We start from the raw sequence: 25,571 nt of genomic DNA on the forward strand, positions 1-25,571 counted from the left end.
CGTACCGGAGCGGCAGCCCGGCCAGTCGCGGACGCCGAATGGGCCGGCGAGCCGCCCTACGACCCGGACTACGACGGCCCGGCGCGGGCCGGCGGCCGTTCCGGTGGCGCGGCCCCGGCCCCGGCCCTTGAGGGGTTCGACCCGGGCGACGAGCCGTTGGACGAGATCATCGACGAGAAGACCGCGCGGGAGTCCAGCGAGGAGCAGGCGGTACGACTGCTCCGGGAGACCTTCGGCGCCGAAAAGATCAACGAAGTCGACGCCCGCTAACCCCCGACCCCCTGCCCCGTCGATCATGGAGTTGTGGTGGGTGACAAAACGCCCGTCGCTGACCTATTCCGGCACCACAATCCCATGATCGACGCGGGCGAGGGCGGGGGCGGTGGACGGCTCGGCTAGTAGGACGCCGAGGCAGCAGGCCCAGAGGGGGAAGGGCAGGACGGCTACTCGTTCCATGCCGCCTACCCCGATAGCTAGACCCTGTTGGGCGGCGAACAGCGTCGTCCCGGCCAGCGCGATGAGCCCGGCGGTGAGGGTGAGCCGCCGCCACCGGCCGAGCGTCGTGCTGCCGGGCGCGAAGCCGGCGAGGAGCAGGCCGACGTTGCCCATCCCCATGATCAGGAATGCGCCGAGGACGTGCAGGTTCTCGTCGACGTCGGCCGGGTAGAGGGCCGCGAGGGCGTATCCGCCGGCGGCCAGCAGCAGGAGTGTCTGGGCCGAGCGCACCACCGGGCCGCGGCCGAGGATTCGCCAGGTCAGCAGGAGCCCGACGGCGAGCAGTACGGCGGTGGCCAGCGTCGCGGTGTTCATCAGTGGGTGCCAGGGCGAGCAGACGTAGCGGGGGCGGGTGGTGTCCCAGATGCCGCAGTGGGCGTTGCCGAGGTCGCTGATGTTGTGGGTGGCCCAGCTGTAGGTGGGCTCGCGCCACCGCAGCCCGGTGACCAGGCTGGCGACGAGGAAGAGGGGTGCGGCCGCGAGCCAGCACAGCGCGCCGACCCGGCCGGTGCGGTTGAGGTTCATGCCACGAGCAGACCAGTGCGACGGGTCCGGGCGCACTACCCCCAGATGGCGGGTTCGGGGTAGTGGTAGCCGTACCGGGAGGCTCGGCGTGGGCGGACGCACCGGGCGGGGCGAGGTCGGTCCCAGCGGATAGGCTGAGCGGCGGTCGAGCAGACGAGTGCGAGAAGGAGCCATCCCGTGCGCCCAGGTGGACAGCCGAACATGCAGCAGATGCTGAAGCAGGCGCAAAAGATGCAGCAGCAGATCGCCGCCGCCCAGGCCGAGCTGGCCGAGGCCGAGCTGGCCGGCACCGCCGGTGGTGGTCTGGTCACCGCGACCGTCTCCGGTTCCGGTGAGCTCAAGGCCATCAAGATCGACCCGAAGGCCGTCGACCCGGACGACGTGGAGACGCTGGAGGATCTGGTCGTCGCGGCCGTGCACAACGCCGCCGAGGCGGCCCGGGAGCTGACCGAGAGCAAGATGGGCCCGGTCGCCGGCGGCATGGGCGGCCTCGGCCTGCCCGGTTTCTGAGCCGGCAGATGTACGAAGGTGCCATCCAGGATCTGATCGACGAGCTGGGTCGACTGCCGGGCGTGGGTCCGAAGAGCGCTCAGCGGATCGCGTTCCACGTCCTGTCGGCGGATCCGGCCGACGTCAACCGGCTGGCCGGCGCGCTGCGCAAGGTCAAGGAGTTGGTGCGGTTCTGCACGACCTGCTACAACGTGGCCGAGTCCGAGCAGTGCCGGATCTGCCGCGACCCGCGCCGCACCGAGGAGGTGCTGTGCGTGGTGGAGGAGCCCAAGGACGTGGTGGCCATCGAGCGGACGGGTGAGTTCCGCGGTCGCTACCACGTGCTCGGTGGGGCGATCAATCCGCTGGAGGGGATCGGCCCGGACAACCTTCGCATCCGGGAGCTGATGATCCGGCTCGGTGGCGGTGGGGTGCGGGAGTTGATCCTGGCCACGGATCCGAACACCGAGGGCGAGGCGACCGCCACCTACCTGGCGTTGATGGTGAAGCCGATGGGCATCTCGGTGACCCGGCTGGCCAGCGGGCTGCCGGTCGGCGGCGATCTGGAGTACGCCGACGAGATCACCCTCGGTCGGGCCTTCGAGGGGCGCCGCGCGGTCTGATCCCCTGATGTACGGCCGGTGGCCGGCGCCCACACGGGTGCCGGCCGCCGCTGCGTCTCTGCCCGGAAATGATCTGACACCTGTGCCCTCATCGGGGCTGTTCGACGTAACAGTTTGGCATCGCGGGTGCTGATTGATCGGTTTTTGCCGCTGTTGACCTACGAATCGAATGTCAAGCGGCGGTTTAGGCACGATCCGATACCAACCGTCCACTCACCGGTTTCCGGGTGGACGCCTCGGGAGCTATGGTCACCGCCATCGGTGACCCCTGTCACCACGTTGTCCGTACCCCCAAGGACGAGGTGAAGCACACATGCGTGCACCCAGGCCGAAGGTCGCGATCGCGGCCATCGCGGTCGCGGCCCTCGCGGTAGCAGGCTGCGCCGAGAGCAACCGCGACGACAAATCCGGTGGTAGCAAGAAGGACACCCTCGTCTTCGGCGTCGCCGGAGACCCGAAGGTGCTCGACCCGAGCTTCGCCAGCGACGGTGAGTCGCTGCGTGTGGCGCGTCAGGTCTTCGAGACCCTGGTCCGACCGGAGGAGGGTGGCACGAAGGTCACCCCCGGCCTGGCCGAGTCCTGGACCCCGGACGCCGCCGGCACCACCTGGACCTTCAAGCTCCGCTCGGGCGTGAAGTTCCACGACGGCACCGACTTCAACGCCGAGGCCGTCTGCGCCAACTTCAACCGCTGGTACAACGCCAAGGGCCTCATGCAGAGCCCGGACGTGACCGCGTACTGGCAGGACGTCATGGGCGGCTTCGCCAAGAACGAGAACGCCGATCTCCCGCCGAGCCTCTTCAAGTCCTGCGCCGCCAAGGACGCCACCACTGTGGACCTGGCCTTCACGCGGGTCTCCAGCAAGATCCCGGCCGCGCTGATGCTCCCCTCGTTCTCCATCCACAGCCCGAAGGCGCTGCAGGAGTTCGACGCGAGCAACGTCGCGGGCACCGCCGAGGACATCAAGTACCCGGCGTACGCGACGGCGCACCCGACCGGCACCGGCCCGTTCAAGTTCAAGGCCTGGGACGTCGCGAACAAGACGCTGACCCTGGAGCGCAACGAGGACTACTCGGGCACCAAGGCCAAGCTGAAGACCCTCATCTTCAAGACGATCTCGGACGAGAACGCCCGCAAGCAGGCGCTGCGCTCCGGTGACATCCAGGGCTACGACCTGGTCGGCCCGGCCGACGTCGACCCGCTGAAGAGCGAGGGCTTCAACGTCCTCACCCGTCCGGCGTTCAACGTGCTCTACCTGGCGATCAACCAGAAGGGCAACCCGAAGCTCGCCGACCTCCGGGTCCGGCAGGCCATCGCGTACGCCCTGAACCGTCAGCAGCTGGTCACCTCCAAGCTGCCGCCGGGCGCCAAGGTCGCCGACAACTTCATGCCGGACACCGTCGAGGGCTGGAACGGTGACGTCACGAAGTACACCTACGACCCGGCCAAGGCGAAGGCGCTGCTGGCCGAGGCCGGCGCGTCGAACCTGACGCTGAAGTTCCACTACCCGACCGAGGTCACCCGGCCGTACATGCCGAACCCGAAGGACATCTTCGAGTTGCTCTCGGCGGACCTGAAGGCCGTTGGCATCACCGTCGAGGCGATCCCGCTGAAGTGGAGCCCGGACTACCTGAACGCCACCACCTCGGGTAGCAAGCACGACATCCACTTCCTGGGCTGGACCGGTGACTACGGCGACGCCTACAACTTCATCGGCACCTTCTTCGACCGGCCGAAGGACGAGTGGGGCTTCAACAACAAGGCCCTGTTCGACCAGTTCAAGGACGCGGACGGCACCGCCGACATCGCGGCCCGGACCGAGAAGTACAAGGCCCTGAACAAGTCCGTGATGGACTTCCTGCCCGGTGTGCCGATCTCGCACTCGCCGCCGGCGATCGTGTTCGGCAAGGACGTGACCGGCGTCAAGGCCAGCCCGCTCACCGACGAGCGGTACGCGACCGCCGAGTTCAAGTAAGTCCTGATCTGACGCAGCAAGGAACGCGGGCGGGCGCTGTCGCACAGCGCCCGCCCGCAACCCTCCGCACCCCTTCGAGGCCGCCGTGTTCCGGTTCATCGTCAGGCGCCTGCTTCAGCTGATACCCACGCTGTTCGGGCTCTCCCTCCTGCTCTTCATCTGGCTCCGCCGACTCCCCGGTGGCCCCGAGACCGCCATCCTCGGCGAGCGCGGCACGCCCGAGATGCGTGCCGCCATCCGCCGCAACATGGGGCTCGACGAGCCCATCCTGGTGCAGTACGGCCGTTTCGTACGGCGGCTGATCAAGCTCGACCTGGGCACCTCGACCTCCACCAAGCGGGCGGTCACCACGGAGTTCATCGAGCGCTTCCCCGGCACCGTCGAGCTGACCATCACCGCGATGATCATCGCGATCGGTGTCGGCATCCCGTTGGGCTACCTGGCCGCCCGTCGTCGCGGCCGTTTCCTGGACCACGCGTCCGTGGGCGGCTCGCTGATCGGCATCTGCATCCCGGTCTTCTTCCTGGGCTACGTGCTCAAAGCGATCTTCTCGGAGAACCTGCACTGGTTCCCGTCCAGCGGCCGGCAGGACCCGACCCTCGGAGCGACCCGGGTCACCAACTTCTTCGTCCTGGACGGGTTGATGACCCGTGAGTGGGACGCCGCCGCCGACGCCCTCTGGCATCTGGTGTTGCCCAGCATCGCGCTGGCCAGCATTCCGCTGGCGATCATCGTCCGGATCACCCGGGCGAGCGTGCTGGAGGTGCTGAACGAGGACTTCGTACGGACCGCCGAGGCGAAGGGCCTGACCGAGCAGACGGTTCGTCGCCGGCACGTCCTGCGCAACGCCATGCTGCCGGTGGCCACCTCGATCGGTCTGCTCGCGGGTGGCCTGCTCTCCGGCGCGGTGCTGACCGAGACCGTCTTCGCCTTCAGTGGCATCGGAGCGTTCGTCGCCGAGGCCATCGGCCAACGCGACTATCCGGTGCTGATGGGCTTCATCCTGATCATCGCGGTGGTGTACGTGCTGGTGAACCTTCTGGTCGATCTCTCCTACAGCTTCATCGACCCGAGGGTGAGGGTGCGATGACACTCAGCCCGGGCAAGAAGCGCGAAAAGATCGACCGGCTCTCCGAACTGGCCGCCCGTGACGACGAGCGGGGCGTCAGCCTCTGGCAGGAGGCGTTCCGCCGGCTGCGCGGTAACCCGGCAGCGATCGTCGGCGCCGTCATCCTGGCGCTCTTCGTGCTGGTCGCGGTGGTCGGCCCGTTCCTCGTGCCGTACGCCGCGACGGACACGATCGGCATCCGGGAAGGGCTGATCAAGCCGGGTGTCATTCCCGGCCCGACCGGTGACCACTGGTTCGGTTACGACCACCAGGGCCGTGACGAGTTCAGCCGGATGATCGTGGGTGCCCGCCAGACCCTGCTGGTCGGTGTGGTCTCCACCCTGATCGGTCTGGCGATCGGCGCGCTGATCGGTGGCGTCTCCGGCGCCGCGGCCGGTCTCGGTGGCCGGTGGGGGCGGTGGATCGACACCACTCTGATGCGCTTCATCGACATGCTGCTGGCGATGCCGAGCCTGCTGCTGGCGGTGAGCATCGCCGCCCTGCTCGGGGCCAGCCTGACCACTGTGATGATCGCGGTCGGTGTGGTCTCGGTGCCGGTGTTCGCCCGGCTGCTGCGCGGCTCGATGATCTCCCAGGCCAACAGCGACTACGTGCTGGCGGCGACCTCGCTCGGCGTGAAGAAGTCGAAGATCGCGCTGACCCACGTGGTGCCCAACTCGCTCGCCCCGGTGATCGTGCAGGCCACGCTGACCCTGGCCACCGCGATCATCGAGGCCGCGGCGCTCTCCTTCCTCGGCCTCGGTAACCCGGACACGGCCGTACCGGAGTGGGGCGTCATGCTCGCCGACGCGCAGCAGTACCTCGGCATCCGGCCGTCGCTGGCGATCTACCCGGCGGTCGCGATCATCATCACCGCGCTCGGCTTCACCCTGCTGGGTGAGGCGATGCGCGAGGCCCTCGACCCGAAGCTGCGGAAGTAGGCCCGCAATGGCACTGCTCGAAGTTGAAGATCTCGCCGTGACGTTCGCCCGCCGCGGCCAGCGCGCCGTGCACGCGGTCGACGGGGTGTCCTTCTCGGTCGACGCCGGTGAGGTGGTCGGCCTGGTCGGCGAGTCCGGTTGCGGCAAGAGCGTCACCTCGCTCGCGATCATGGGTCTGCTGCCCAAGCAGCCCGGCCTGCGGGTCGGCGGCAAGGCCGTCTTCGACGGCACCGACCTGCTCCAGCTCGACGACCGGTCGCGGCGGGACATCCGGGGTCGGGACATCGCGATGATCTTCCAGGACCCGCTCTCCTCGCTGAACCCGGTGATCCCGATCGGCTTGCAGGTGACCGAGGTGCTCACCAGGCACCGGGGGATGAAGGGCGAGGCCGCGGCGAAGGAGGCGGCGGCGCTGCTGGACCGGGTCGGCATCCCCGACCCGAAGCGGCGGCTCAAGGAGTACCCGCACCAGCTCTCCGGTGGGATGCGCCAGCGTGCGCTCATCGCGATGGCGGTGGCCTGCCAGCCTCGGCTGCTGATCGCCGACGAGCCGACCACCGCGCTGGACGTCACCATCCAGGCCCAGATCCTGGAGCTGCTCAAGGAACTGGTCCGGGACTCCGGCACCGCGCTGCTGATGATCACGCACGATCTGGGCGTGGTGGCCGGCATGTGCGACACGGTCAACGTGCTCTACGGCGGCCGGGTGGTGGAGACGGCCCGCCGTCGTCCGCTGTTCCGCCAGCCGCGTCACCCGTACACCGTGGGTCTGCTCGGCTCGGTGCCTCGCCTGGACGCCGGGCGGGGCGAGAAGCTCAACCCGATTCCCGGCTCGGTCCGCGACCTGCTGCCGTGGCCGGACGGTTGCGCCTTCGCCCCGCGGTGCGCCCGACGGGTCGACGAGTGTGTGGGTGAGCCGCCTGAGCTGGTGCACGCGCACGACGGACGGAGCTACCGGTGCGTCAACCCGGAGCCGCTGCCGGGCATGGTGCCCGCCCCGCGCGAGGAGGAACGAGCGTGAGCGAGAACGACATCCTCGTCGAGGTGCGCGACCTGAAGGTGCACTTCCCGATCAAGCGGGGGGTGCTCTTCGACCGGGTGGTCGGCCAGGTGAAGGCCGTCGACGGGGTCGACCTGAGCATCGCGCGGGGCAAGACGTACGGCCTGGTGGGTGAGTCCGGCTGCGGCAAGTCCACGTTGGGCCGGGCGCTGCTCCAGCTCACCCCGCCGACCGCCGGCGAGGTCAGCTTCGACGGCGTCGAGCTGACCACGCTGCCCTCCGGCAAGCTGCGCAGCATGCGTCGCCGGATGCAGATGATCTTCCAGGATCCGATGTCCAGCCTCGACCCCCGGCAGAACGTCGAGTCGATCCTGACCGAGGGCCTGCAGACCCACGGGATCGGCACCGACCGCACCGACCGTCGGCGGATCATCGGCGAGACGTTGGACGCGGTCGGGCTGCCGCGCTGGGCGCTGTCCCGCTACCCGCACGAGTTCTCCGGCGGGCAGCGGCAGCGCATCGGCATCGCTCGCGCGCTGGTGCTCGGGCCGGAGCTGATCGTCGCCGACGAGCCGGTCTCGGCGCTCGACGTGTCGATCCAGGCGCAGGTGGTCAACCTGTTGGACGAACTCCAGGACAGCCTGGGGTTGACCTATCTGGTGATCGCGCACGACCTCGCGGTGGTCCGGCACATCTCCGACACGGTCGGCGTCATGTACCTGGGGGCGCTGGTCGAGGAGGCGCCGAGCGACCGGCTCTACACCGAGCCGCTGCACCCGTACACGCGGGCGCTGATGTCCGCGGTGCCGGTGCCGGACCCGGATGTCGAGGACCGCCGGGAGCGGATCCTGCTCGCCGGTGACCTGCCGTCGCCGGCCAACCCGCCGTCGGGCTGCCGCTTCCACACCCGCTGCCCGTGGGCGCAGCCCACCCGCTGCGCCGACGAGCGACCGGTGCTGCGGGACATCGGCGTCAGCCGGGTGGCCTGCCACTTCGCCGAGCAGATCGCCAGCGGCGAGTTGCGCCCGCACGGGGTCAGCGCGCAGATCGTCCGACCCGAGGGCGAGGGGGACGCGCCGGGCGTGGTCTCCGCGCCCACCGAGCCCGGCTCGTACGTCTGAGACTGGACGCGGTGCCGGCGCTCGTCAGCCCTCGGGGCGGTTCAGCAGCCCCACCGCGACGCCGTGCACCGCGTCCAGCCCGGCCGGGTCGGCCAGCGCGACCGACGCGCCGGTCACCGCGTACCACTCGTCCGCGTCCTTGTACTGCACCCGCAGGGTGACCTTGCCGTCGGCGTACTCGGTGCGCAGCGTCAGGTCACCGGTGACGACGCCGACCTCGTCGGTCATCACACCGCCGGGGCCGGGCACGATGTCGGTGGTGCGGCTCTGCGGGCCGGCCGCGCCGCCCGAATCCGCGACCATGCCGGCGCCGGGCACGGCGGCGGGGGTTTCCGCGGTGCCGTCCGCGGTCATGCCGGCGGCGGACGGGCCGCTCTCCTCGGCTGCGGTCACGAATCGCTCCCCACTGAACAACCCTCCAACATGTCGGTCAGGGCGGCCTTCTCGGCGGTGGTCACCGTCAGCCGCCAGTAGTGCTTGACCGTCACCCAGTCCTGGGCGTATTTGCACCAGTAAGACCGGTTGGCCGGCTTCCACTGGGACGGGTCCTGGTCACCCTTTGCCCGGTTCGACGAGGCCGAAACCGCGAAGAGCTGCGGACGGGTGGTGTCGTTGGCGAAATCGCCGCGCTTCGCGTTGTCCCACTCGTCGGCACCCGAGCGCCACGCGTTGGCCAACGGCACCATGTGGTCGATGTCCACGTCGGAGGGATCCGAGAAGCTGCGACCGTCGTACACGCTCTCCCAGCGCCCACCGACCACGTTGCAGCCGGAGAGCTTCACGTCCTTGCCGTCGCGCTGGAGGATGCTGTCCCGGACATCGCAGTTCTTGCCGGTGTCCCGCCAGTGCGGGAAACGCTCCCGGCTGTAACCCTTCATCGAGCCGGCGGTAGCGACGGTGAGCTGGCTCAGCTGCTCCGCGGCGTTGCCGCCGTCGCTCGGCGGCGGTGCGGTCGGCTCATCCTGCGGGACGCAACCGGCCACGCCGAGCGCCAGCGCCGCGGCAAGCGCGGCCACCGCCGCTCGCGGTCCTGATCTGGTACGCACAGACGACACCTCTCCAGCTTGGGGGCTCCCGGCGATTGCGCACAGTACCCGGGCACGGTTTCGGCGTTTCGTGGCGTCTCCCACATGATGCAAGGCAGATTGGTGGGATGACCGCACCCGTACCGGCGTCCCCCCTCCGGATGGGAACCACCGCCGGCCGAGGCACGCTGCTCGCCGCCGTACTCGCCTCTGGCATGGTCTTCCTCGACAGCACCGTCGTCAACGTGGCGCTGCCGAAGCTCGGGCAGGACCTCGGCGCGAACGTGGCCGATCTCCAGTGGACCATCAACGGCTATCTGCTGATGCTGGCGGCGTTCGTGCTGCTCGGCGGCGCACTCGGGGACCGCTTCGGCCGACGACGCGTCTTCCTCGTCGGCGTGGTCTGGTTCACCGCCGCCTCCGTGCTGTGCGGGCTGGCCCAGGGCACCGGATGGCTGATCGGGGCCCGGTTCCTCCAGGGCGCCGGTGGTGCGCTGCTCACGCCCGGGTCGCTGTCGGTGCTCCAGGCGAGCTTCCATCCCGACGACCGGGGCCGGGCGATCGGCGCCTGGGCCGGGCTGTCCGGAGTGTCCACCGCGCTGGGACCGTTCATCGGGGGCTGGCTGATCGACGCGCTCTCCTGGCGCTGGATCTTCTTCCTCAACCTGCCGATCGCCCTGCTGGTGCTGCTGGCCGCCCTGCGCTGGGTGCCGGAGAGCCGGGACGAGAGCGCCTCCCGCACCGAAGGGCGGGGTCGGACCCGGCGGCGGTTCGACGTCGCCGGAGCCCTGCTTGGAGCGCTCGCGCTGGCCGGCGTCACCTACGCCCTGATCGACGCGCCGGCCCGCGGGTTCGACTCCGCCGAGGTGCTGATCGCGGCGGCGGTCGGGGTGCTCTCCGCGGTGGCCTTCGTCCTGCTGGAACGGCGGCGCGGCGACGCCGCGATGCTGCCCACCGGGCTGTTCGGCAGCCGACTCTTCTCGGTGCTGAACCTCTTCACCGTTGTCGTCTACGCGGCACTCGGCGGCTTCACCTTCTTCTTCGCCGTCTACCTGCAGAACGTCGTCGGGTGGTCGGCCTTCCGCACCGGCATCGCGCTGCTGCCGATGACCCTGCTGCTGTTGGTCGGGTCCGCCCGGGCCGGCGCGCTGTCGGCGCGGATCGGCCCCCGGCTGCCGCTCGCCATCGGCCCGGTGGTCGCCGCGGTCGGCCTGCTGCTGCTGCGCGGCGTCGGACCGGGCGCGTCGTACTGGCGGGACGTGCTGCCCGGGGTGCTGCTCTTCGGCATCGGGCTCACCCTGGTGGTGGCACCGCTGACCGCGTCGGTGCTGGCCGCCGTGCAGGACCGGTTCTCCGGGGTGGCCAGCGGGTTCAACAACGCCGCGTCCCGGGCCGGCGGCCTGCTCGCGGTGGCGGCGCTGCCGCTGCTGGTCGGGCTCTCCGGCGGCGGGTACGAGCAGAAGGCCGAACTGACCGACGCGTTCCGGGGCGCGATGGAGTGGTGTGCCGGGCTGCTCCTGGCCGGCGCGGTGCTGGCCCTCGTGCTGGTCCACCGACCGCCCCGGGAAGCCCCGCCGTCCCAGCCCTGCCACTCGCTGCCCGCCGCGACACCCCCGAAGTAGGGATCCACCTCGGGGGTGTCGCGCTCAGGTCAGCGGCGGGCGCGGTTGACGGCGCTGGTGACCGCCTTGATCGACGCGGTGACGATGTTGGCGTCGGTGCCGACACCCCAGACCGTCTTCCCGTCCACCTCGCACTCCACGTACGCGGCGGCCTGCGCGTCACCACCGGAGGAGAGCGCGTGCTCGTGGTAGTCGAGCACCCGTACGCCCACCCCGACCGACTGGAGCGCGTTGACGTACGCGTCGATCGGGCCGTTGCCGACCGCGGCCAGGGACCGCTGCTCGCCGCCCACACCGACCTGGGCCTCGATCTCGACCTTGCCGTCGGCCGTGCCGATCGTGTAGCCGGCCAGCCGGACCGCCGGGTCGGGCTGGTGGTCGAGCAGGTAGTGCGTCGCGAAGATCTCCCACATGGCGGCCGGGTCGACCTCGCCGCCGTCGTGATCGGTGACCTGCTGCACGACCCCGGAGAACTCGATCTGGAGCCGGCGCGGCAGGTCCAGCTGGTGCTCGCTCTTCATGATGTACGCGACGCCGCCCTTGCCGGACTGCGAGTTGACCCGGATGACCGCCTCGTAGGTGCGGCCCAGGTCCTTCGGGTCGATCGGCAGGTACGGCACCGCCCAGGTGTGCTCGTCCACCGGTACGCCGGCCGCCTTCGCGTCGGCGGTGAGGGCGTCGAAGCCCTTCTTGATGGCGTCCTGGTGCGAGCCGGAGAAGGCGGTGTAGACCAGGTCGCCCGCGTACGGGTGGCGCTCGTGCACCGGCAGCTGGTTGCAGTACTCGACGGCTCGCCGGATCTCGTCGATGTTCGAGAAGTCGATCATCGGGTCGATGCCCTGGGAGAAGATGTTGAGCCCCAGCGTCACCAGGTCGACGTTGCCGGTGCGCTCACCGTTGCCGAACAGGCAGCCCTCGATGCGGTCGGCACCGGCGAGCAGGCCCAGCTCGGCGGCGGCCACGCCGGTGCCCCGGTCGTTGTGCGGGTGCAGGCTCAGCACCACGCTGTCCCGGCGCGGCAGGTGCCGGTGCATCCACTCGATCGAGTCGGCGTACACGTTGGGGGTGGCCATCTCGACGGTGGCCGGCAGGTTGATGATCAGCGGCCGGTCGGGGGTCGGGTCGATCACGTCGATCACCCGGGAGCAGACCTCCAGCGCGTACTCCAGCTCGGTGCCCGTGTAGGACTCTGGCGAGTACTCGTAGAAGATCTCCGTGTCCGGGGTGTGGATCTCCGCGTACTTCTGGCAGAGCCGCGCGCCGGTGGTGGCGATGTCGGCGATGCCGTCCTTGTCCAGACCGAAGACCACCCGCCGTTGGAGGGTGGAGGTCGAGTTGTAGAAGTGCACGATGGCCCGCTTCGCGCCGCGCAGCGACTCGAACGTCCGGTCGATCAGGTGCTCCCGGCACTGCGTGAGCACCTGGATGGTGACGTCGTCCGGGATCATGTCGTCGTCGATGAGCTGCCGGACGAAGTCGAAGTCGGTCTGGCTGGCCGACGGGAAGCCGACCTCGATCTCCTTGTAGCCCATCTGGACCAGCAGCTGGAACATCCGGCGCTTGCGCTCCGGCGACATCGGGTCGATCAGGGCCTGGTTGCCGTCGCGGAGATCCACGGCGCACCAGCGGGGGGCGGCCTCGACGGTGCGGGTGGGCCAGGTGCGGTCCGGCAGCTCGACCCGGAACTGCTCCCGGTACGGCTGGTAGCGGTGGTACGGCATCCGGCTGGGGCGCTGCCGGGCGATTGGATCGGTCTCGGCGTCGGGATCGGTCTCGGCGTCGGTGACAGGTTGAGCCATCTCAGAGTGCTCCCTGGAACATGTGGCGTCAGCAGATCGGAAGGTGTCGGCGGGTGCCGGGCGACGGTGCGCGGCGGTGCCGAGAGGAAGTTCGGATGTGCTGGACGGCGCGATGCGACTCCGCGACGAGGTGCCGGCCGGTCAGGCCTCGTCGCGGCGGCTAAGGAGGAGAAGCGCCCGCCACATGACCAGGTCACCCTACGTGATGGAACGGGGGGTGGAAAGACAGGTCCGGACTATGGGACCGGAGTCATGGCCGGCGCTGCGGCCTCGGCACCCAGCCTCGGCGTCCGTTGCGCCCAGGCCACCACGGGCACGATAGCCACCGCTACCAGCACGAAGATCGCTGCCGTCGGTAACCAACCCCACCCGCCGGTGGTCACCCCGAGCGCGGTCAGCCCCGCCGGCGCGATCAGATACTGGACCTGCACGCCGAGTCCGAGCGCCCCCACGTACGCACCTCGCTGGTCGGCCGGCGGCAGGGTGGCGGTGAGCCCCCAGCTGCCCGCCGACTCGATCAGCTCGGCCAGGATCAGCAGCAATGCGGCAGCCACCAGCACCACGACGGTGAGCACGCCCCGGGTGACCCCGGAGATCGGCAGGACCAGGCAGAACAGGGCGATCAGCAGCCCGCCCCGGCGGGAGGCCCGGGCCGCGCCCGCCGCGGTGTCCGCGCCTCGGCTGACGCGGACCTGGAGCAGCACGATCAGGATCGTGTTGAGCAGCACCAGCCCGGCGATCACCGTCTTCGGGGCGTCGGTGTGGGTGAGGATCCAGAGCGGCATGACCGTCAGGTAGAGCACCCCGTGTGCGGTGAGCAGCCCGGAGAGCAGGGACACCGCCATGAACGGCCGGTCCCGGAGCACGGCGAGCCGACTCATCGGCTCCGCCGGTCGGGCCACCTGGGGCAGCCGGGGCAGTCGCCGCACGAACAGGGCCGTCACCAGGAAGACAGTCGAGATGAACCAGACCATTCCCCGGTACGCCGTGATCGTGTCCACCGCCAGCACCAGGCCGCTGATCACCGCGCCGAGCCCGAAGCCGACGTTCAGCGACGAGCGTTGGTACGCCATCGCGGTGACCCGTTCGGCCGGGGGGAGCGCGTTGATCGAGTAGACCTGCCGGGCCACGCCGACAGCGGCGTCGACGGCGGCCAGCGCCACCACCACGGCGAGGAAACCGGCGAAGCCGCCCACGAACGGGTACGTCGCGAAGAGCGCCCCGTTCAGCACCAGCCCGACCACCCAGACCCGCTGCGGTCCGTACCGGTCGGTGAGCCCGCCCAGCGGCACCGTGCCCAGCAGCGACACCCCCGCCGCGATGGACAGCCCCAACCCGACCTGGGCGGCGCTGAGCCCGAGCGCCCGGGTGAAGAAGACGGCGCTGCCGGCGTGGAACAGGCCGCTTCCGACGGCGTAGACCATGGCCTGCACGGCCAGGGCGCGGGTCAGCCCGGCCGGCGGTACGACGTCTCGGACGGCGGTGCGGATGGTTTCTCTGGTCCCCATGGTCGGTGAGTGAACGGGGTTCCCCTGACCCCGGTCGAGTCTTTTAGGCTGGACCGAATCCTGCTGCCGGGGGTGGGCGTGTCCGAGTTGCGGTTCACTGTGGCCGACGTGGCGGGAGTGCGGCTGGCCGTGTCACCGGTCAACGAGACGGTCATGAGCATGTGGGCGTTGGCCAACCCGGTCCGCTACGCGGTGCACCTGCCCTGGGTCGACCGGGCCCGGGTGACGTTGCGGCGTCCCGAGGTGGCCGACCGGGTCCGACCTCTGGTGGGGTTGGTCGTGCCGGGTCGCTGGCTGCCCGACTTCCTCACCCCGGCGGCCCGGCCGAACGTGGAGATGGCCGAGCAGCTCGACCAGATCGCGGCCACGCCGCCGGACGTGGTGGTCCAGGACCTGCTGTCGACCACCTGGCAAAAACCGCTGAGCCCGTTCGGGCGGGCGCTGCTCGCCGACCCCGGCGGGCTGCTGCCGCAGGTCGTCGACGCGGTGCGGGTCTGGTACGACGAGGCAATCGCCCCGGACTGGCCACGGATGCGTGCATTGCTCGACGCCGACGTGGCGTACCGCGCCGCTCAGCTCGCCGAGGGCGGTGCCGGGCGGCTGTTCGAGCAGCTCCACCCGAGCCTGCGCTGGCACGGCGACCGGGTGATCAGCGACGACACGTTCGAGCGGGACTTCGACCTTCGCGGTCGCGGGCTGGCGCTGAACCCGACGGTGTTCACCGAGCAGCACGTGCTGTGGAACCTGCTGGAGGATTCGCTGCCGGCCGGCGCGTACCCGGTCCGTGCCGTCGGCACGCTCTGGGAGGCGGTCGCGCCGCCGCCCGGCGACCCGTTGGCGCGGGTTATCGGCCCGGGGCGAGCCGCGCTGCTGCACCTGCTCGACACGGCGACCACCACCACCGACCTGGCCCGACTCACCGGGATGTCGGCCGGAAACGTCTCCCAGCACCTGGCGGCGCTGCACGGCGCCGGCCTGGTCGGCAGGTCCCGGCAGGGCCGGCACGTCCTGTATCGCAACACCGAGGCCGCGGCGGTCCTTCTTCGCGCGAGCCGCGGCGAGTAGGACCGGCGAGCGGTCAGCCGAGCAGGAGCTCGGCCAGCGGTCGGCGGCGGCGCAACCCGGTCTCCTCGGCGACGAGGTCCGCCGGCAGGCTCAGCGGGTCGCCGAGTTGCCCGACGACGAGCACCGCGTACGGCCGCACGTCGGGGGGCAGGTGCAGGTCGACGGCGAGTCCGGCGCGGTCCACGGTCAGCACCTGCCGCACGTGCAGCCCGAGCGCGGTGGCCTGCACGGTGAGATGGGCGACCGCCTGGCCCAGGTCGTACGCCGCTCCGTCGGGCGGCGTGGCGTCCGGTGCGGTGTCGCCGTCGACGTGTGCGGCGAGCAGCAGCGCGGCGGCACGGTGTGCCCACCGTTGGTCGCGCTCGGGCAGGTTGACCAGGATCCGCTTCCACGTCTCGTCGTCGCGGTGACCGAGGGTGAACCGCCAGGGTTGGCGGTTGCCCAGTGACGGTGCCCAGCGGGCCGCTTCCAACAGGGAGGACGCATCGCTCGCGCTCAACTCCCCGGTGGGGTGGAACGCCAGCGGACTCCAGCGGTAGGCGAGCAGCGGGGTGAGGTCGGCCATACGACGGATCGTCCTGTATGGGTGATTCGCCCTCTCGGGGTGGGGTGGCTGAATGTGGGCAATAGCACCCGTAACGGGACGAAGATCAGGGCGTTCCCGCGCTGGGGCTTCCCGACGGGTCCGGGGTCGGCGGCGCCGCGGTGTCGAGCGGTTCCCGGTCGACCACCACCGGGCCGGCCAGTTGCACGGTGGCCGGCGCCGGGCCGGGCGCGGCGGCCAGCCTCAGCGTCCCGGCCCCGGTCCGGACGCCGGTCGGCGTGCCGTCCCCGTCGTAGCAGTAGATGCCCACGTCCAGCGGGGCGTTGAGCGACGCCGAGGTGGAGTCCACCGAGTAGCAGGTGCCGGTGACGCCCTCGGGCGCGTTGGCCGGCGCGACCGCCAAGGGGGCACGTCGGTCGGTGAGCACGTCCAGCCAGTCGGTGAGCGGGTGCTGGACCCGGGGGTCCGACCGACGGGGGATCGCGTCGTCGCGATCACCCAGGCGTACGCAACTCGCCGACTCGGTATGACCGGCCGACGGCAGGGCGCACTGGAACAGCCCGTCGGCCGTGCTGGCCATCGAGACATCGGCGGTGCCGCCCAACGCGCCTCCCGGCACGTCGACCCGCCAGCTGCCGTCGTTCGCGCTGGTGAAGACGATGGTGCGATCCGGTTCGCCCGCCCGGCTGTACACGTACTGGGCCACCAGGTGACGGTCCTGAGCCGCCGCGGCCAGCGCGGCCAGCTCATCCCGTGCGGCCTCCACCTCGACCGGCCCCGGATCGGCGGGCGGTGGGGTCGGAGGCTGCTCACTGGTGCAGGCGACCAGGAGGGTAGGCAGGGCGAGGACGAGCGGCCCGAGCACGCGGCCGGCCGAGCGGATGAGGACGGGCACCGGCCCATTCTGGTGGGTGTGGGCGGTTGGTGGGTGCCGACGCGTACCGGCTCGTCCCGGCGTGTCGGGCGAGGGGTTCTTACGTACCGCCCGACCTGGCGGGACCGGCCCGGTCGGCCCCGGGCGGGCCGGATGGTGGGATCACCTGACCCGGCGTCGTTACCCGCCGGATACCCTCATGGGGTCTGACACGCGCCGCCGGCCCCGGTTCCGGCGGCGTCGGCACGCTCAGGGTCGCTGGGAGGGAGTCCACCGTCGTGGCACTCGTGGTGCAGAAGTACGGCGGGTCCTCCGTCGCCAACGCCGAGCGGATCAAGCGGGTGGCCGAGCGCATCGTCGCCGCCCGCAAGGCCGGCGACGACGTGGTGGTGGTGGTCTCCGCGATGGGCGACACCACCGACGAGCTGCTCGACCTGGCCAACCAGGTCAGCCCGCTGCCGCCGGGCCGCGAGCTGGACATGCTGCTCACCGCCGGGGAGCGGATCTCCATGGCCCTGCTGGCCATGGCCATCCACAACCTGGGGTACGAAGCCCGCTCGTTCACCGGTTCGCAGGCCGGCGTGATCACCACCTCGGTGCACGGCCGCGCACGGATCATCGACGTCACCCCCGGGCGGCTCAAGGGCGCGCTCGACGAGGGGTCGGTGGTCATCGTGGCCGGCTTCCAGGGCGTCTCGCAGGACACCAAGGACGTCACCACGCTGGGCCGCGGTGGTTCGGACACCACCGCCGTGGCGCTCGCCGCCGCCCTGCACGCCGACGTCTGCGAGATCTACACCGACGTGGACGGCATCTTCACCGCCGACCCGCGGATCGTGCCCAACGCCCGGCACATCCGGCACATCACCTACGAGGAGATGCTGGAGCTGGCGGCGTGCGGCGCGAAGGTGCTGCACCTGCGTAGCGTGGAGTACGCCCGGCGGGCGGGGTTGCCGATCCACGTCCGTTCGTCATACTCGACCAACACCGGCACGATGGTCACCGGATCGATGGAGGACCTTTCCGTGGAGCAGGCACTGATCACCGGGGTCGCGCACGACCGCAGCGAGGCCAAGATCACGATCGTCGGGGTGCCCGACGAGCCGGGTGCCGCCGCGCGGATCTTCGACACCGTCGCCGGCGCCGAGATCAACATCGACATGATCGTGCAGAACGTCTCCACCGAGGGCACCGGCCGGACGGACATCTCGTTCACCCTGCCCAAGGCCGACGGCCCCACCGCGATGGCGGCGCTCAGCAAGATCCAGGAGCCGGTCAAGTTCAAGGGCCTCCTCTACGACGACCACGTCGGCAAGGTCTCGCTGATCGGCGCGGGCATGCGCTCGCACCCCGGTGTGGCAGCCGGCTTCTTCGCCGCGCTCGGCGCGGCCGGGGTCAACATCGAGATGATCTCCACCTCCGAGATCCGGGTCTCCGTGGTCTGCCGGGACACCGACCTCGACGCCGCCGTCCGCGCCATCCACGACGCGTTCGAGCTGGGCGGCGACACCGAAGCCGTGGTCTACGCGGGGACGGGTAGGTAGCGCCGATGACGGCGCTGCCCACCCTCGCCGTGGTCGGAGCGACCGGTGCCGTCGGCACCGTGATGTGCGAGCTGCTCACCGGGCGACGCAACGTCTGGGGTGAGATCCGGCTGCTCGCCTCCGAGCGCTCCGTCGGGCGTCGGGTGCGCTGCCGGGGCGAGGAACTCGTCGTCCAGGCGCTGACCCCCGAGGCGTTCGACGGGGTCCAGGTGGCCATGTTCGACGTGCCCGACGAGGTCTCCGCCGAGTGGGCGCCGATCGCCGTCGCCCGGGGCGCCATCGCGGTCGACAACTCCGGCGCGTTCCGGATGGACCGCGACGTCCCGCTGGTCGTTCCGGAGATCAACCCCGAGCAGGTCCGCAACCGGCCCCGGGGCATCATCGCCAACGCCAACTGCACCACCCTCGCGATGATCGTCGCGGTCGCGCCGCTGCACCGCGAGTACGGCCTCCGCGAGCTGGTGCTCGCCTCCTACCAGGCGGTCTCCGGAGCCGGGCAGTCCGGCGTCGACATCCTGCACGACCAGCTCGCCAAGGTCGCCGGCGATCGGGCGCTCGGCTCGCGCACCGGCGACGTACGCCAGGCGGTCGGCGACGACCTGGGCCCGTTCCCGGCGCCCATGGCGCTCAACGTGGTGCCCTGGGCCGGCTCACCGGCGGACAGCGGCTGGTCGTCGGAAGAGATGAAGATCCGCAACGAGTCGCGGAAGATCCTCGGCCTTCCCGACCTCAAGGTCTCCGCCACCTGCGTCCGGGTGCCGGTGGTCACCGCCCACTCGGTCGCCGTGCACGCGGTCTTCGCCACCGAGGTCGACGCCGAGGGCGCCCGCGAGGCGCTGCGCAACGCGCCCGGGGTGATCCTGGTCGACGACCCGGCAGCCGGGGAGTTCCCGATGCCGATCGACGCCGTCGGCACCGACCCGTCCTGGGTCGGCCGGATCCGCCGCGCCCTCGACGACCCCCGCGCCCTCGACTTCTTCGTCACCGGCGACAACCTCCGCAAGGGCGCGGCTCTCAACACCGCCCAGATCGCCGAACTCCTGGCCAAAGAGCTCCGCAACCCCTAACCCCGCACCCCCGCCGGCTCAGGCTTGTCCACCAGCGGCGTGGATCATGGAGTTGTGGTGGGCGAAATGCGACCGATCGAGGGTTATGTGCAGCACCACAACTGCATGATCGACGCGGGCGGGCGCGGACGGGCGCGGACGGGCGCGGACGGGCGCGGACGGCGGACGCGGGCGGGGTTAGGCGGCGGAGAGCAGGACGCCGTCTCGGCCCTGGCGCTTCACCGCGTAGAGGGCCTGGTCGGCCCGCTTCAGGGTGCGGTCGGGGGTTTCGCCAGGGCGGGGGAGTGCGACACCCACGCTGATCGTGCGGCCGATGCGTCGGGCCGCCTCGGTGAGCCGTTCGGCGATCCGGACCGCCTCCTCCGGGCGGCTCACCTCGATCACCGCGACGAACTCGTCGCCGCCGATCCGGTACAACTCGTCGCCGTGCCGCAGCGCGCCCTCCAGCGCCCGGGCCAACCCGACCAGCACCCGGTCGCCGGCTTGGTGGCCGTACGTGTCGTTCACGGTCTTGAAGCCGTCCACGTCGATCGCCAGCAGGGCCGTACGCCCGGGGGTGGCCGCCGCGATCCGCTGCCCGAACGGGCCGGTGTGCCGCAACCCGGTCAGCGGGTCGGAGCTGGCCTGCTCCCGCAGCCGGGCCAACGTGCGCAGTCGGTCCACGCTCGTCCAGGCCTGGCCGGCGAGCAACTCCATCAGGCTGACCGTGGTCGGGTCCGGACGCAGCGCGCGTTCGTCGGCGACCAGCAACACCCCGCCCGCGTCGGTCGGCCCGACCGGCACGGCGACCAGCGTGCGTACCCCCGCCCGGGTCAGCGGACGGTAGTCCTCGGTCGGGGGATGCCCGGGCTCGCCCAGGGTGTACCCGGCGCCGTAGCGGTGTGCCCGGTCGACCATCCGGTCCAGAGCGGCCGGACCCGCCCCGGCCAACTCGGCACGGATCCGGGTCTCCAGGTCACTTGGCGTCGCCGGGGACGGGCCGAGCTGACCGCCGAGCAGCAGCAGCGCGGTGGAGAGGGTGGAGACCTCCCGGGCGGCCCGGGCCGCCACCCCCATCACCTCCCCCTCGGTCGGTGCGGAGGAGAGCGCGGCGGCGTGCCGGAGCAGCTTCTCGCTGCGGCTCTCCGCCGGTGGGCCCCCGAGGGCGGCGACCCGCGCGCCGAGCCCGTCGGCCAGCCGCTGCGCGGTGTCCCGCCACGGCTCCAGGTCCGTCGGCTCACTCCACTGCAGGTCGAGTACGCCGATCGCCCGACCCGTCGGATCCAGCACCGGTACGCACAGCTCGGCGGTCACGTCCGGGCGTACCGGTAGGTAGTCCGGGTCGAGGGTGACGTCCGGAACGACGGCGGGTACGCCGGTCGCGTACACCCGACCGACGATGCCGGTCCGCGCCGGCACGGTGGCGAAGACCTGCCATGCCCCGGTCGCCGCGACGCAGCGCAGGCGGTCGTGGGCCGCGAGCAGCACGGAGATGGTCGCCGGGGTGTGCCGGGACAGTGCGGTGACCGCCCACCGACACGCCTCCGGCGTGCTCGACGCCATCGGCAGGCGGCCGGTGACGTCGCGGATGACTCGCTGATGATCTACTCGCACGTCGTTCCAGGTAGGGGAGGGGCCCGGCCAGCGCCGAACCGCTCGATCAAGCGTACTCACGGTGGCTGGGACCCAGCCGAGCTTCGTACACACGTGCTATCCACAGGCTGTGGACGCAGCCTGTGGACGTGTGCCCCCGGGACGCCGCGCCTGGCGATAGCGTGGAGCATCCCGGCGCCGAGGAGGCGAGCCCATGCTCATCGCCCAGCTCAGTGATCCGCACCTGACCACCGGCCTGCTCGCCGCCGAACCGGCCGCCGGGTTGCACCGAGCGCTCGGCCGGGTGCTGGCGTTGCGACCCCGACCGGAGTGCGTGGTGATCACCGGCGACCTGGCCGACCACGGCCAGCCCGACGAGTACGCGGCGCTGCGCGAGGTGATCGGCCGGTTCCCGCTGCCGGTGCACCTGGCCACCGGCAACCATGACGACCGGGAGTCCCTGCTCGACGCGTTCGGGGGCACACCGTGGCTCGGCGGCGGCTTCTCGGCCTACTACCACGTCGACCACAAGGCGGCGTCCGTCGTGGTGCTCGACTCGCTCGTCCCCGGCAGCGACGGCGGCCAACTCGGCGAGGAGCAGCTCGGCTGGCTCGACGGGGTGTTGGCCGGACGGCCCGAGGTGCCCGCCGTGATCTTCCTGCACCACCCGCCGGTCGCGGTCGGCATCCCCGCGGCGGACTCCATCCGCCTCGCCGACGGTGCCGCGCTCGCCGAGGTGATCGGCCGGCACCGGCACGTCGTACGGGTCGCCGCCGGGCACCTGCACCGCCCGGTCACCACGGCGTACGCGGGCACCGTCCTCACCGTGGCACCCAGCACGTGGAAGCAGAGCACGCTCACCATGAGCGTCGACGAGCAGATCGGGTGGGTCAACGAGCCCACCGCCTTCCTGCTGCACTCGGTCGAGGCCGGCGGCTGCGTGACCCACACCGTGCAGGTGAGCCACTCCGCCGGGCAGACCTGCGGCTTCTGAGAGCGTCATCGTGCTGGTCTGGTACGTCTCGTACGGCTCGAACATGCACGCCGCCCGGCTGGCCTGGTACATCGGTGGCGGCTGCCCACCCGGCGGAAAGCGGACGTACCCGGGCTGCCGCGACCGGCGACCACCGAGCCGGTCGGTGCCCGTGTCGCTGCCCGGCGGCATCTACTTCGCCGGCGAGTCCGGTGCCTGGACCGGCGGCATGGCCTTCTACGACCCACACCTGCCGGGCGAGGCCGCGGCTCGCGCCTACCTGGTCACCCTGGAGCAGTTCACCGACATCGCGGCACAGGAGATGTACCGCCCGCCGGGCGACACGGGCGACCTCGTCCCGGCGACCGGCGCGGCCATCGACGCCGCCGTCGCCAACGGACGGGCCACACTCGGCCCGGGACGGTACGAGACGCTGGTCTGCCCGGGCAGCCGCGACGGCGTTCCGATGCTCACCTTCACCGCCCCCGAGGGGGCGTCAGCCGTGCGGTGCCGACCACCCGCGCCGATCTACCTCGGCATGATCGCCCGAGGGCTACGCGAGTCGCACGGCTGGCCGGCCGAGCGGATTGCCAGCTACCTGGCGGTCCGGCCCGGCGTGGCCGACACCTGGCCACCGGACGCCGTGGCGGCCCTGGTCGACGAGGCCCTGGTCAACGGCTGACCTGCCGGATTCCTGCCGGCCCGCTAGGTGGGTGGTGTGCTGCTCGGGTGGTGCGCTGGTTGGGTGGCGTGCTAGTTGGGGGTGCGCTGGTTGGGTGGCGGGCTGCTCGGGCGCTGTGCTGGTGCCGTCAACCGAGCAGGAACTCGCGCAGCGCGGGGGCCAACGTCGTCGGCGGCACGTCGTGGTAGCCGCCGTCGAGGCTGACCGACCGGCCGCCCGGAACCGCGTCGGCCGCAGCCCGGCTCGCGTCCCGCAACCACTGCGGACTGCCGGTGCTGTCCAGTGCGAGGGTCGGCGCGGTGATGGCCGCCAGTCGGTCCGCGGGGAGTCGCCCTCCGGCGGTGATGATCGCGTCGTACACCAGGGTGTGCGCGACCGCCGTCAGCCCACCCCACATCGGCTGCGACCGCATCGCGGTGATCTGCTCGGCCGGCAGCCCCACCGAGTCGCGGAGGAAGGTCTCCACCGCGATGTCCCGGTCGTCGGCGGCGATCAGCTCGATGAGCCGCGGGGTGATGTCCTTGCGGACGCCCACGTGCGGGCCGACCTGGAACGGTGGCTCGAACATGACCAACGTGGTCACCGGCAGGCCCTGTGCGGTGGCGAGGGCGGCCAGGACGGCCCCGGAGGAGATGCCGTAGACGGCGGCGGAACCACCTGCCGCCGCGATCAGTGCGGCCAGGTCGTCGATCTCGCGGCCGACCTCGTACGGTGCGGTGTCGCCGCTGTAGCCCCGACCCCGACGGTCATAGCTGAAGGCGGTGAAATCCGGTGCCAGTGCCGCACCCAGGTCACGGGTCGCGTTGCGATCGCTGAACGCGCCGCCGACCAGGATGACCGCCGGCCCGGCCCCGGACCGCTCGAACGCGATGGGCGTGCCGTCGACCGATCGCACCTGCTCCGCCACGGGTGTCGTTCCGCTCACGATGCCGCCCCCACTCCTCGTTGGCTGTCCCGTCCTTTCTAGACCCTCGGTCCGACACTGTCCGGCAGACCGCGTCAAACGCTGATCGATCTTGGGTTCGACGTACCCCCTGCTCCGATGTGTCGCCTGGGTCGACCGGTCGGCGTGCGGATGAGAGGCTGTCGGGGCGGGGGCCGTGCTCAACCGCCGCCATCCGCGACCCTTCCGACGGCGTCCGTCGGCGGCCCGGTCGACCCAGAGGCCGGGCACCGTACGCGCCGATTCTCACAAGGAGATTCATGTTCATACCCGGGATGCGTCGGGCCGCTGTCGGCCTGACCGCGCTCGCGGTGGCCGCTTTCGGCGCGGTCGCCACCAGCCCTGAGCAGGCCGACGCCGGGCCGAAGCCGGTCGACGTCACTCTGCTCGCCCTCAATGACTTCCACGGCAACCTCGAACCGCCGACCGGGTCCAGCGGCACCATCGCCGGGCAGACCGCGGGCGGCGTCGAGTTCCTGGCCACCCATCTTGCCGAGCTGCGTGCCGCAGCCAAGAAGAAGAACACCATCACGGTCGCCGCCGGTGACCTGATCGGCGCGTCCCCGCTGCTCTCCGCCGCGTTCCACGACGAGCCGACCATCGAGGCGCTGAGCATGGCCGGGCTGGACTACGCCAGCGTCGGCAACCATGAGTTCGACGAGGGCGCCGCCGAGCTGCTGCGGATCCAGAACGGCGGCTGCCACCCGGTGGACGGTTGCGCCGACGGAACCCCGTACCGAGGTGCGGGCTTCCAGTACCTGTCCGCGAACGCCTTCACGACCGCCACCGGCAAGCCGCTGATGGCGCCGTACGCGATCCACAAGGTGCAGGGCGTCAAGGTCGGCTTCATCGGGATGACCCTGGAGGGCACCCCGCAGATCGTCAGCCAGCAGGGCGTCGCCGGCCTCAGCTTCGCCGACGAGGCGGACACCGCCAACCGGTACGCGCGCGAGCTGCGCCGCAAGGGCGTGGAGGCGATCGTCGTGCTGCTGCACGAGGGCGGCGCCCAGGCGTCGACCGGCGGCATCAACGACTGCGTCGGCATGACCGGGCCCATCGTGGACATCACCAACCGGATGGACCCGTCGATTGACGTGGTGGTCAGCGGGCACACCCACCAGGCGTACAACTGCGACATCAACGGCAAGCTGGTCACCAGCGCCAGCTCGTTCGGTCGCCTGATCACCGACATCGACCTCAAGATCGACCGTCGGAGCGGGGACGTGATGTCCGCCGCCGCGAACAACGTCGTGGTCACCCGCGACGTGGCCAAGGACCCGCGGCAGACCGAGCTGATCGACCGGTACAAGGCCGTGCTCGGCCCGGTCGCCGACCGCCAGGTCGGCGTGACCGCCACCGCCCTCCTCACGACGCAGGAAAACCTGCTCGGCACCTGCTCGCCGCAGGTGCCCAACTCATGCGGAGAGTCCCCGATCGGCAACCTGATCGCGGACGCCCAACTCGCCGCCACCGATGACGAGCAGGGCGCGGTGGCCGCCCTCATGAACCCGGGCGGGGTGCGCGCGCCCCTGGACGCCGGTCCGGTCACCTACGGGGAGGCGTTCACGGTGCAGCCGTTCGCCAACAACCTGGTGACGCTGGACCTGACCGGCGCGCAGCTCTACTGCGTCCTGGAGCAGCAGTTCGTCACCGGCCGCACGTTGTACCCGTCGGCCACGCTGGGCTACGTGGTCGACCTGAACGGCACCAGCGCCACCGCGGCCAACCCGTGCGCCGGCACCCGCGTGGTCCGGGGCAGCCTCACCATCGGCGGCACCGCCGTTGACACCGCCGCCACCTACCGGGTGACGGTGAACAACTTCCTGGCCGGCGGCGGTGACGGTTTCAGCACCTTCACCGGCGGGACGAACCTGGTCACCGGCCAGATCGACCTGGACGCGTTCGTGGCGTACCTGACCGCCCAGTCGCCGGTCTCCGCACCGACGCTGGACCGGATCCGCACCACCGCCGAGGTCCCCGCCGCCTGACGGCCGACCCCGCGACGATCGGGCCCCGGAGCACCAGCTCCGGGGCCCGACCCGTCCCCAACACCGCCGCGCCGTGCGCTTGCCCGCG

23 protein-coding genes and 1 pseudogene are annotated in these 25,571 nt (G+C 71.2%); 15 read left to right on the plus strand and 9 right to left on the minus strand.

Translation table 11 applies throughout. The features are described from left to right. A pseudogene (locus PSH25_RS05655) lies at positions 1 to 270 on the plus strand (DNA polymerase III subunit gamma and tau); the annotation flags it as partial. A gap of 63 nt (positions 271 to 333) precedes the next feature. On the opposite strand, the gene PSH25_RS05660 reads toward PSH25_RS05655, so the two are convergent. Next, complete coding sequence (locus tag PSH25_RS05660) at positions 334 to 1,020, minus strand: DUF998 domain-containing protein (protein ID WP_238657996.1); 687 nt, start codon at positions 1,018 to 1,020, stop codon at positions 334 to 336. 201 nt (positions 1,021 to 1,221) lie between these two features. Between PSH25_RS05660 and PSH25_RS05665 the strand changes: the two genes are divergently transcribed. The 7 genes from PSH25_RS05665 (at position 1,222) to PSH25_RS05695 (ending at position 8,277) form a co-directional block, all read left to right on the plus strand. After that, positions 1,222 to 1,530, plus strand: a complete 309-nt coding sequence (locus tag PSH25_RS05665) for a YbaB/EbfC family nucleoid-associated protein (RefSeq protein ID WP_238658015.1) — start codon at positions 1,222 to 1,224, stop codon at positions 1,528 to 1,530. Positions 1,531 to 1,538: 8 nt separating this feature from the next. Further along, on the plus strand, positions 1,539 to 2,132 hold the full coding sequence (recR, locus tag PSH25_RS05670) for a recombination mediator RecR (protein ID WP_238657997.1): 594 nt from the start codon (positions 1,539 to 1,541) through the stop codon (positions 2,130 to 2,132). Positions 2,133 to 2,445: 313 nt separating this feature from the next. Next, positions 2,446 to 4,107, plus strand: coding sequence for an ABC transporter substrate-binding protein (locus tag PSH25_RS05675; protein WP_238657998.1), 1,662 nt, complete (start codon positions 2,446 to 2,448; stop codon positions 4,105 to 4,107). An 85-nt stretch (positions 4,108 to 4,192) separates the two neighbouring features. Next, positions 4,193 to 5,197 carry an ABC transporter permease gene (locus PSH25_RS05680; protein WP_145778530.1) on the plus strand — a complete coding sequence of 335 codons (1,005 nt, stop codon included), beginning with the start codon at positions 4,193 to 4,195 and terminating at the stop codon, positions 5,195 to 5,197. Further along, positions 5,194 to 6,156, plus strand: a complete 963-nt coding sequence (locus PSH25_RS05685; RefSeq protein ID WP_238657999.1) for an ABC transporter permease — start codon at positions 5,194 to 5,196, stop codon at positions 6,154 to 6,156. The genes PSH25_RS05680 and PSH25_RS05685 overlap by 4 nt, the downstream gene beginning before the upstream one ends. Positions 6,157 to 6,163: 7 nt before the next feature. Beyond that, positions 6,164 to 7,177 (plus strand): ABC transporter ATP-binding protein, encoded by a 1,014-nt coding sequence (locus PSH25_RS05690; RefSeq protein ID WP_238658000.1) that lies wholly within the window; start codon positions 6,164 to 6,166, stop codon positions 7,175 to 7,177. After that, positions 7,174 to 8,277: an ABC transporter ATP-binding protein gene (locus PSH25_RS05695; protein WP_238658001.1), complete on the plus strand. Its 1,104-nt coding sequence runs from the start codon at positions 7,174 to 7,176 to the stop codon at positions 8,275 to 8,277. The genes PSH25_RS05690 and PSH25_RS05695 overlap by 4 nt, the downstream gene beginning before the upstream one ends. Before the next feature lie 24 nt (positions 8,278 to 8,301). Here the strand turns inward: PSH25_RS05695 and PSH25_RS05700 are convergent, their stop codons facing one another. Next, a complete protein-coding gene (locus PSH25_RS05700; RefSeq protein ID WP_238658002.1) occupies positions 8,302 to 8,691 on the minus strand; it encodes a hypothetical protein in 390 nt (129 codons plus the stop codon). Continuing rightward, positions 8,667 to 9,323, minus strand: coding sequence for an HNH endonuclease family protein (locus PSH25_RS05705; RefSeq protein ID WP_238658003.1), 657 nt, complete (start codon positions 9,321 to 9,323; stop codon positions 8,667 to 8,669). Before PSH25_RS05705 ends, PSH25_RS05700 begins: the two co-directional genes overlap by 25 nt. A gap of 107 nt (positions 9,324 to 9,430) precedes the next feature. Here PSH25_RS05705 and PSH25_RS05710 point away from each other — a divergent pair, with 107 nt between their 5' ends. Next, positions 9,431 to 10,924 (plus strand): MFS transporter, encoded by a 1,494-nt coding sequence (locus PSH25_RS05710; RefSeq protein WP_238658004.1) that lies wholly within the window; start codon positions 9,431 to 9,433, stop codon positions 10,922 to 10,924. A gap of 29 nt (positions 10,925 to 10,953) precedes the next feature. On the opposite strand, the gene leuA is transcribed toward PSH25_RS05710, so the two are convergent. Together leuA and PSH25_RS05720 are read right to left on the minus strand one after the other, a co-directional pair. After that, positions 10,954 to 12,723: a 2-isopropylmalate synthase gene (gene leuA / locus PSH25_RS05715; protein ID WP_238658005.1), complete on the minus strand. Its 1,770-nt coding sequence runs from the start codon at positions 12,721 to 12,723 to the stop codon at positions 10,954 to 10,956. Between the two features lie 236 nt (positions 12,724 to 12,959). Beyond that, positions 12,960 to 14,231: an MFS transporter gene (locus PSH25_RS05720; RefSeq protein ID WP_238658006.1), complete on the minus strand. Its 1,272-nt coding sequence runs from the start codon at positions 14,229 to 14,231 to the stop codon at positions 12,960 to 12,962. A gap of 9 nt (positions 14,232 to 14,240) precedes the next feature. On the opposite strand from PSH25_RS05720, the gene PSH25_RS33895 reads away from it, so the two are divergent. Next, complete coding sequence (locus PSH25_RS33895) at positions 14,241 to 15,296, plus strand: ArsR/SmtB family transcription factor (protein ID WP_238658007.1); 1,056 nt, start codon at positions 14,241 to 14,243, stop codon at positions 15,294 to 15,296. Positions 15,297 to 15,309: 13 nt separating this feature from the next. Here the strand turns inward: PSH25_RS33895 and PSH25_RS05730 are convergent, their stop codons facing one another. Together PSH25_RS05730 and PSH25_RS05735 are read right to left on the minus strand one after the other, a co-directional pair. Continuing rightward, complete coding sequence (locus PSH25_RS05730; protein WP_238658008.1) at positions 15,310 to 15,861, minus strand: nitroreductase family protein; 552 nt, start codon at positions 15,859 to 15,861, stop codon at positions 15,310 to 15,312. Between the two features lie 85 nt (positions 15,862 to 15,946). Further along, entirely contained in the window at positions 15,947 to 16,735 is a 789-nt protein-coding gene (locus PSH25_RS05735; RefSeq protein ID WP_238658009.1) for a hypothetical protein, read from the minus strand. 257 nt (positions 16,736 to 16,992) lie between these two features. On the opposite strand from PSH25_RS05735, the gene PSH25_RS05740 reads away from it, so the two are divergent. Then, on the plus strand, positions 16,993 to 18,258 hold the full coding sequence (locus PSH25_RS05740; RefSeq protein WP_151491046.1) for an aspartate kinase: 1,266 nt from the start codon (positions 16,993 to 16,995) through the stop codon (positions 18,256 to 18,258). Positions 18,259 to 18,263: 5 nt separating this feature from the next. Then, the gene (locus tag PSH25_RS05745) at positions 18,264 to 19,325 is read left to right on the plus strand and encodes an aspartate-semialdehyde dehydrogenase (protein ID WP_238658010.1); all 1,062 of its coding nucleotides are present in this window, start codon (positions 18,264 to 18,266) and stop codon (positions 19,323 to 19,325) included. A 177-nt stretch (positions 19,326 to 19,502) separates the two neighbouring features. Here PSH25_RS05745 and PSH25_RS05750 read toward each other — a convergent pair whose 3' ends face one another. Further along, complete coding sequence (locus tag PSH25_RS05750) at positions 19,503 to 20,867, minus strand: GGDEF domain-containing protein (RefSeq protein WP_238658016.1); 1,365 nt, start codon at positions 20,865 to 20,867, stop codon at positions 19,503 to 19,505. A gap of 244 nt (positions 20,868 to 21,111) precedes the next feature. On the opposite strand from PSH25_RS05750, the gene PSH25_RS05755 reads away from it, so the two are divergent. Beyond that, entirely contained in the window at positions 21,112 to 21,891 is a 780-nt protein-coding gene (locus PSH25_RS05755; RefSeq protein ID WP_238658011.1) for a phosphodiesterase, read from the plus strand. A 10-nt stretch (positions 21,892 to 21,901) separates the two neighbouring features. Then, positions 21,902 to 22,552 (plus strand): histone deacetylase, encoded by a 651-nt coding sequence (locus PSH25_RS05760; RefSeq protein WP_238658012.1) that lies wholly within the window; start codon positions 21,902 to 21,904, stop codon positions 22,550 to 22,552. Positions 22,553 to 22,679: 127 nt separating this feature from the next. Here PSH25_RS05760 and PSH25_RS05765 read toward each other — a convergent pair whose 3' ends face one another. Continuing rightward, a complete protein-coding gene (locus tag PSH25_RS05765) occupies positions 22,680 to 23,477 on the minus strand; it encodes an alpha/beta fold hydrolase (protein WP_238658013.1) in 798 nt (265 codons plus the stop codon). A 278-nt stretch (positions 23,478 to 23,755) separates the two neighbouring features. On the opposite strand from PSH25_RS05765, the gene PSH25_RS05770 reads away from it, so the two are divergent. Beyond that, the gene (locus PSH25_RS05770; RefSeq protein WP_238658014.1) at positions 23,756 to 25,483 is read left to right on the plus strand and encodes a bifunctional metallophosphatase/5'-nucleotidase; all 1,728 of its coding nucleotides are present in this window, start codon (positions 23,756 to 23,758) and stop codon (positions 25,481 to 25,483) included. The last annotated feature ends 88 nt before the right edge of the window (positions 25,484 to 25,571 follow it).

This window comes from Micromonospora foliorum (assembly GCF_022229015.1).
Taxonomy (GTDB): domain Bacteria; phylum Actinomycetota; class Actinomycetes; order Mycobacteriales; family Micromonosporaceae; genus Micromonospora; species Micromonospora foliorum.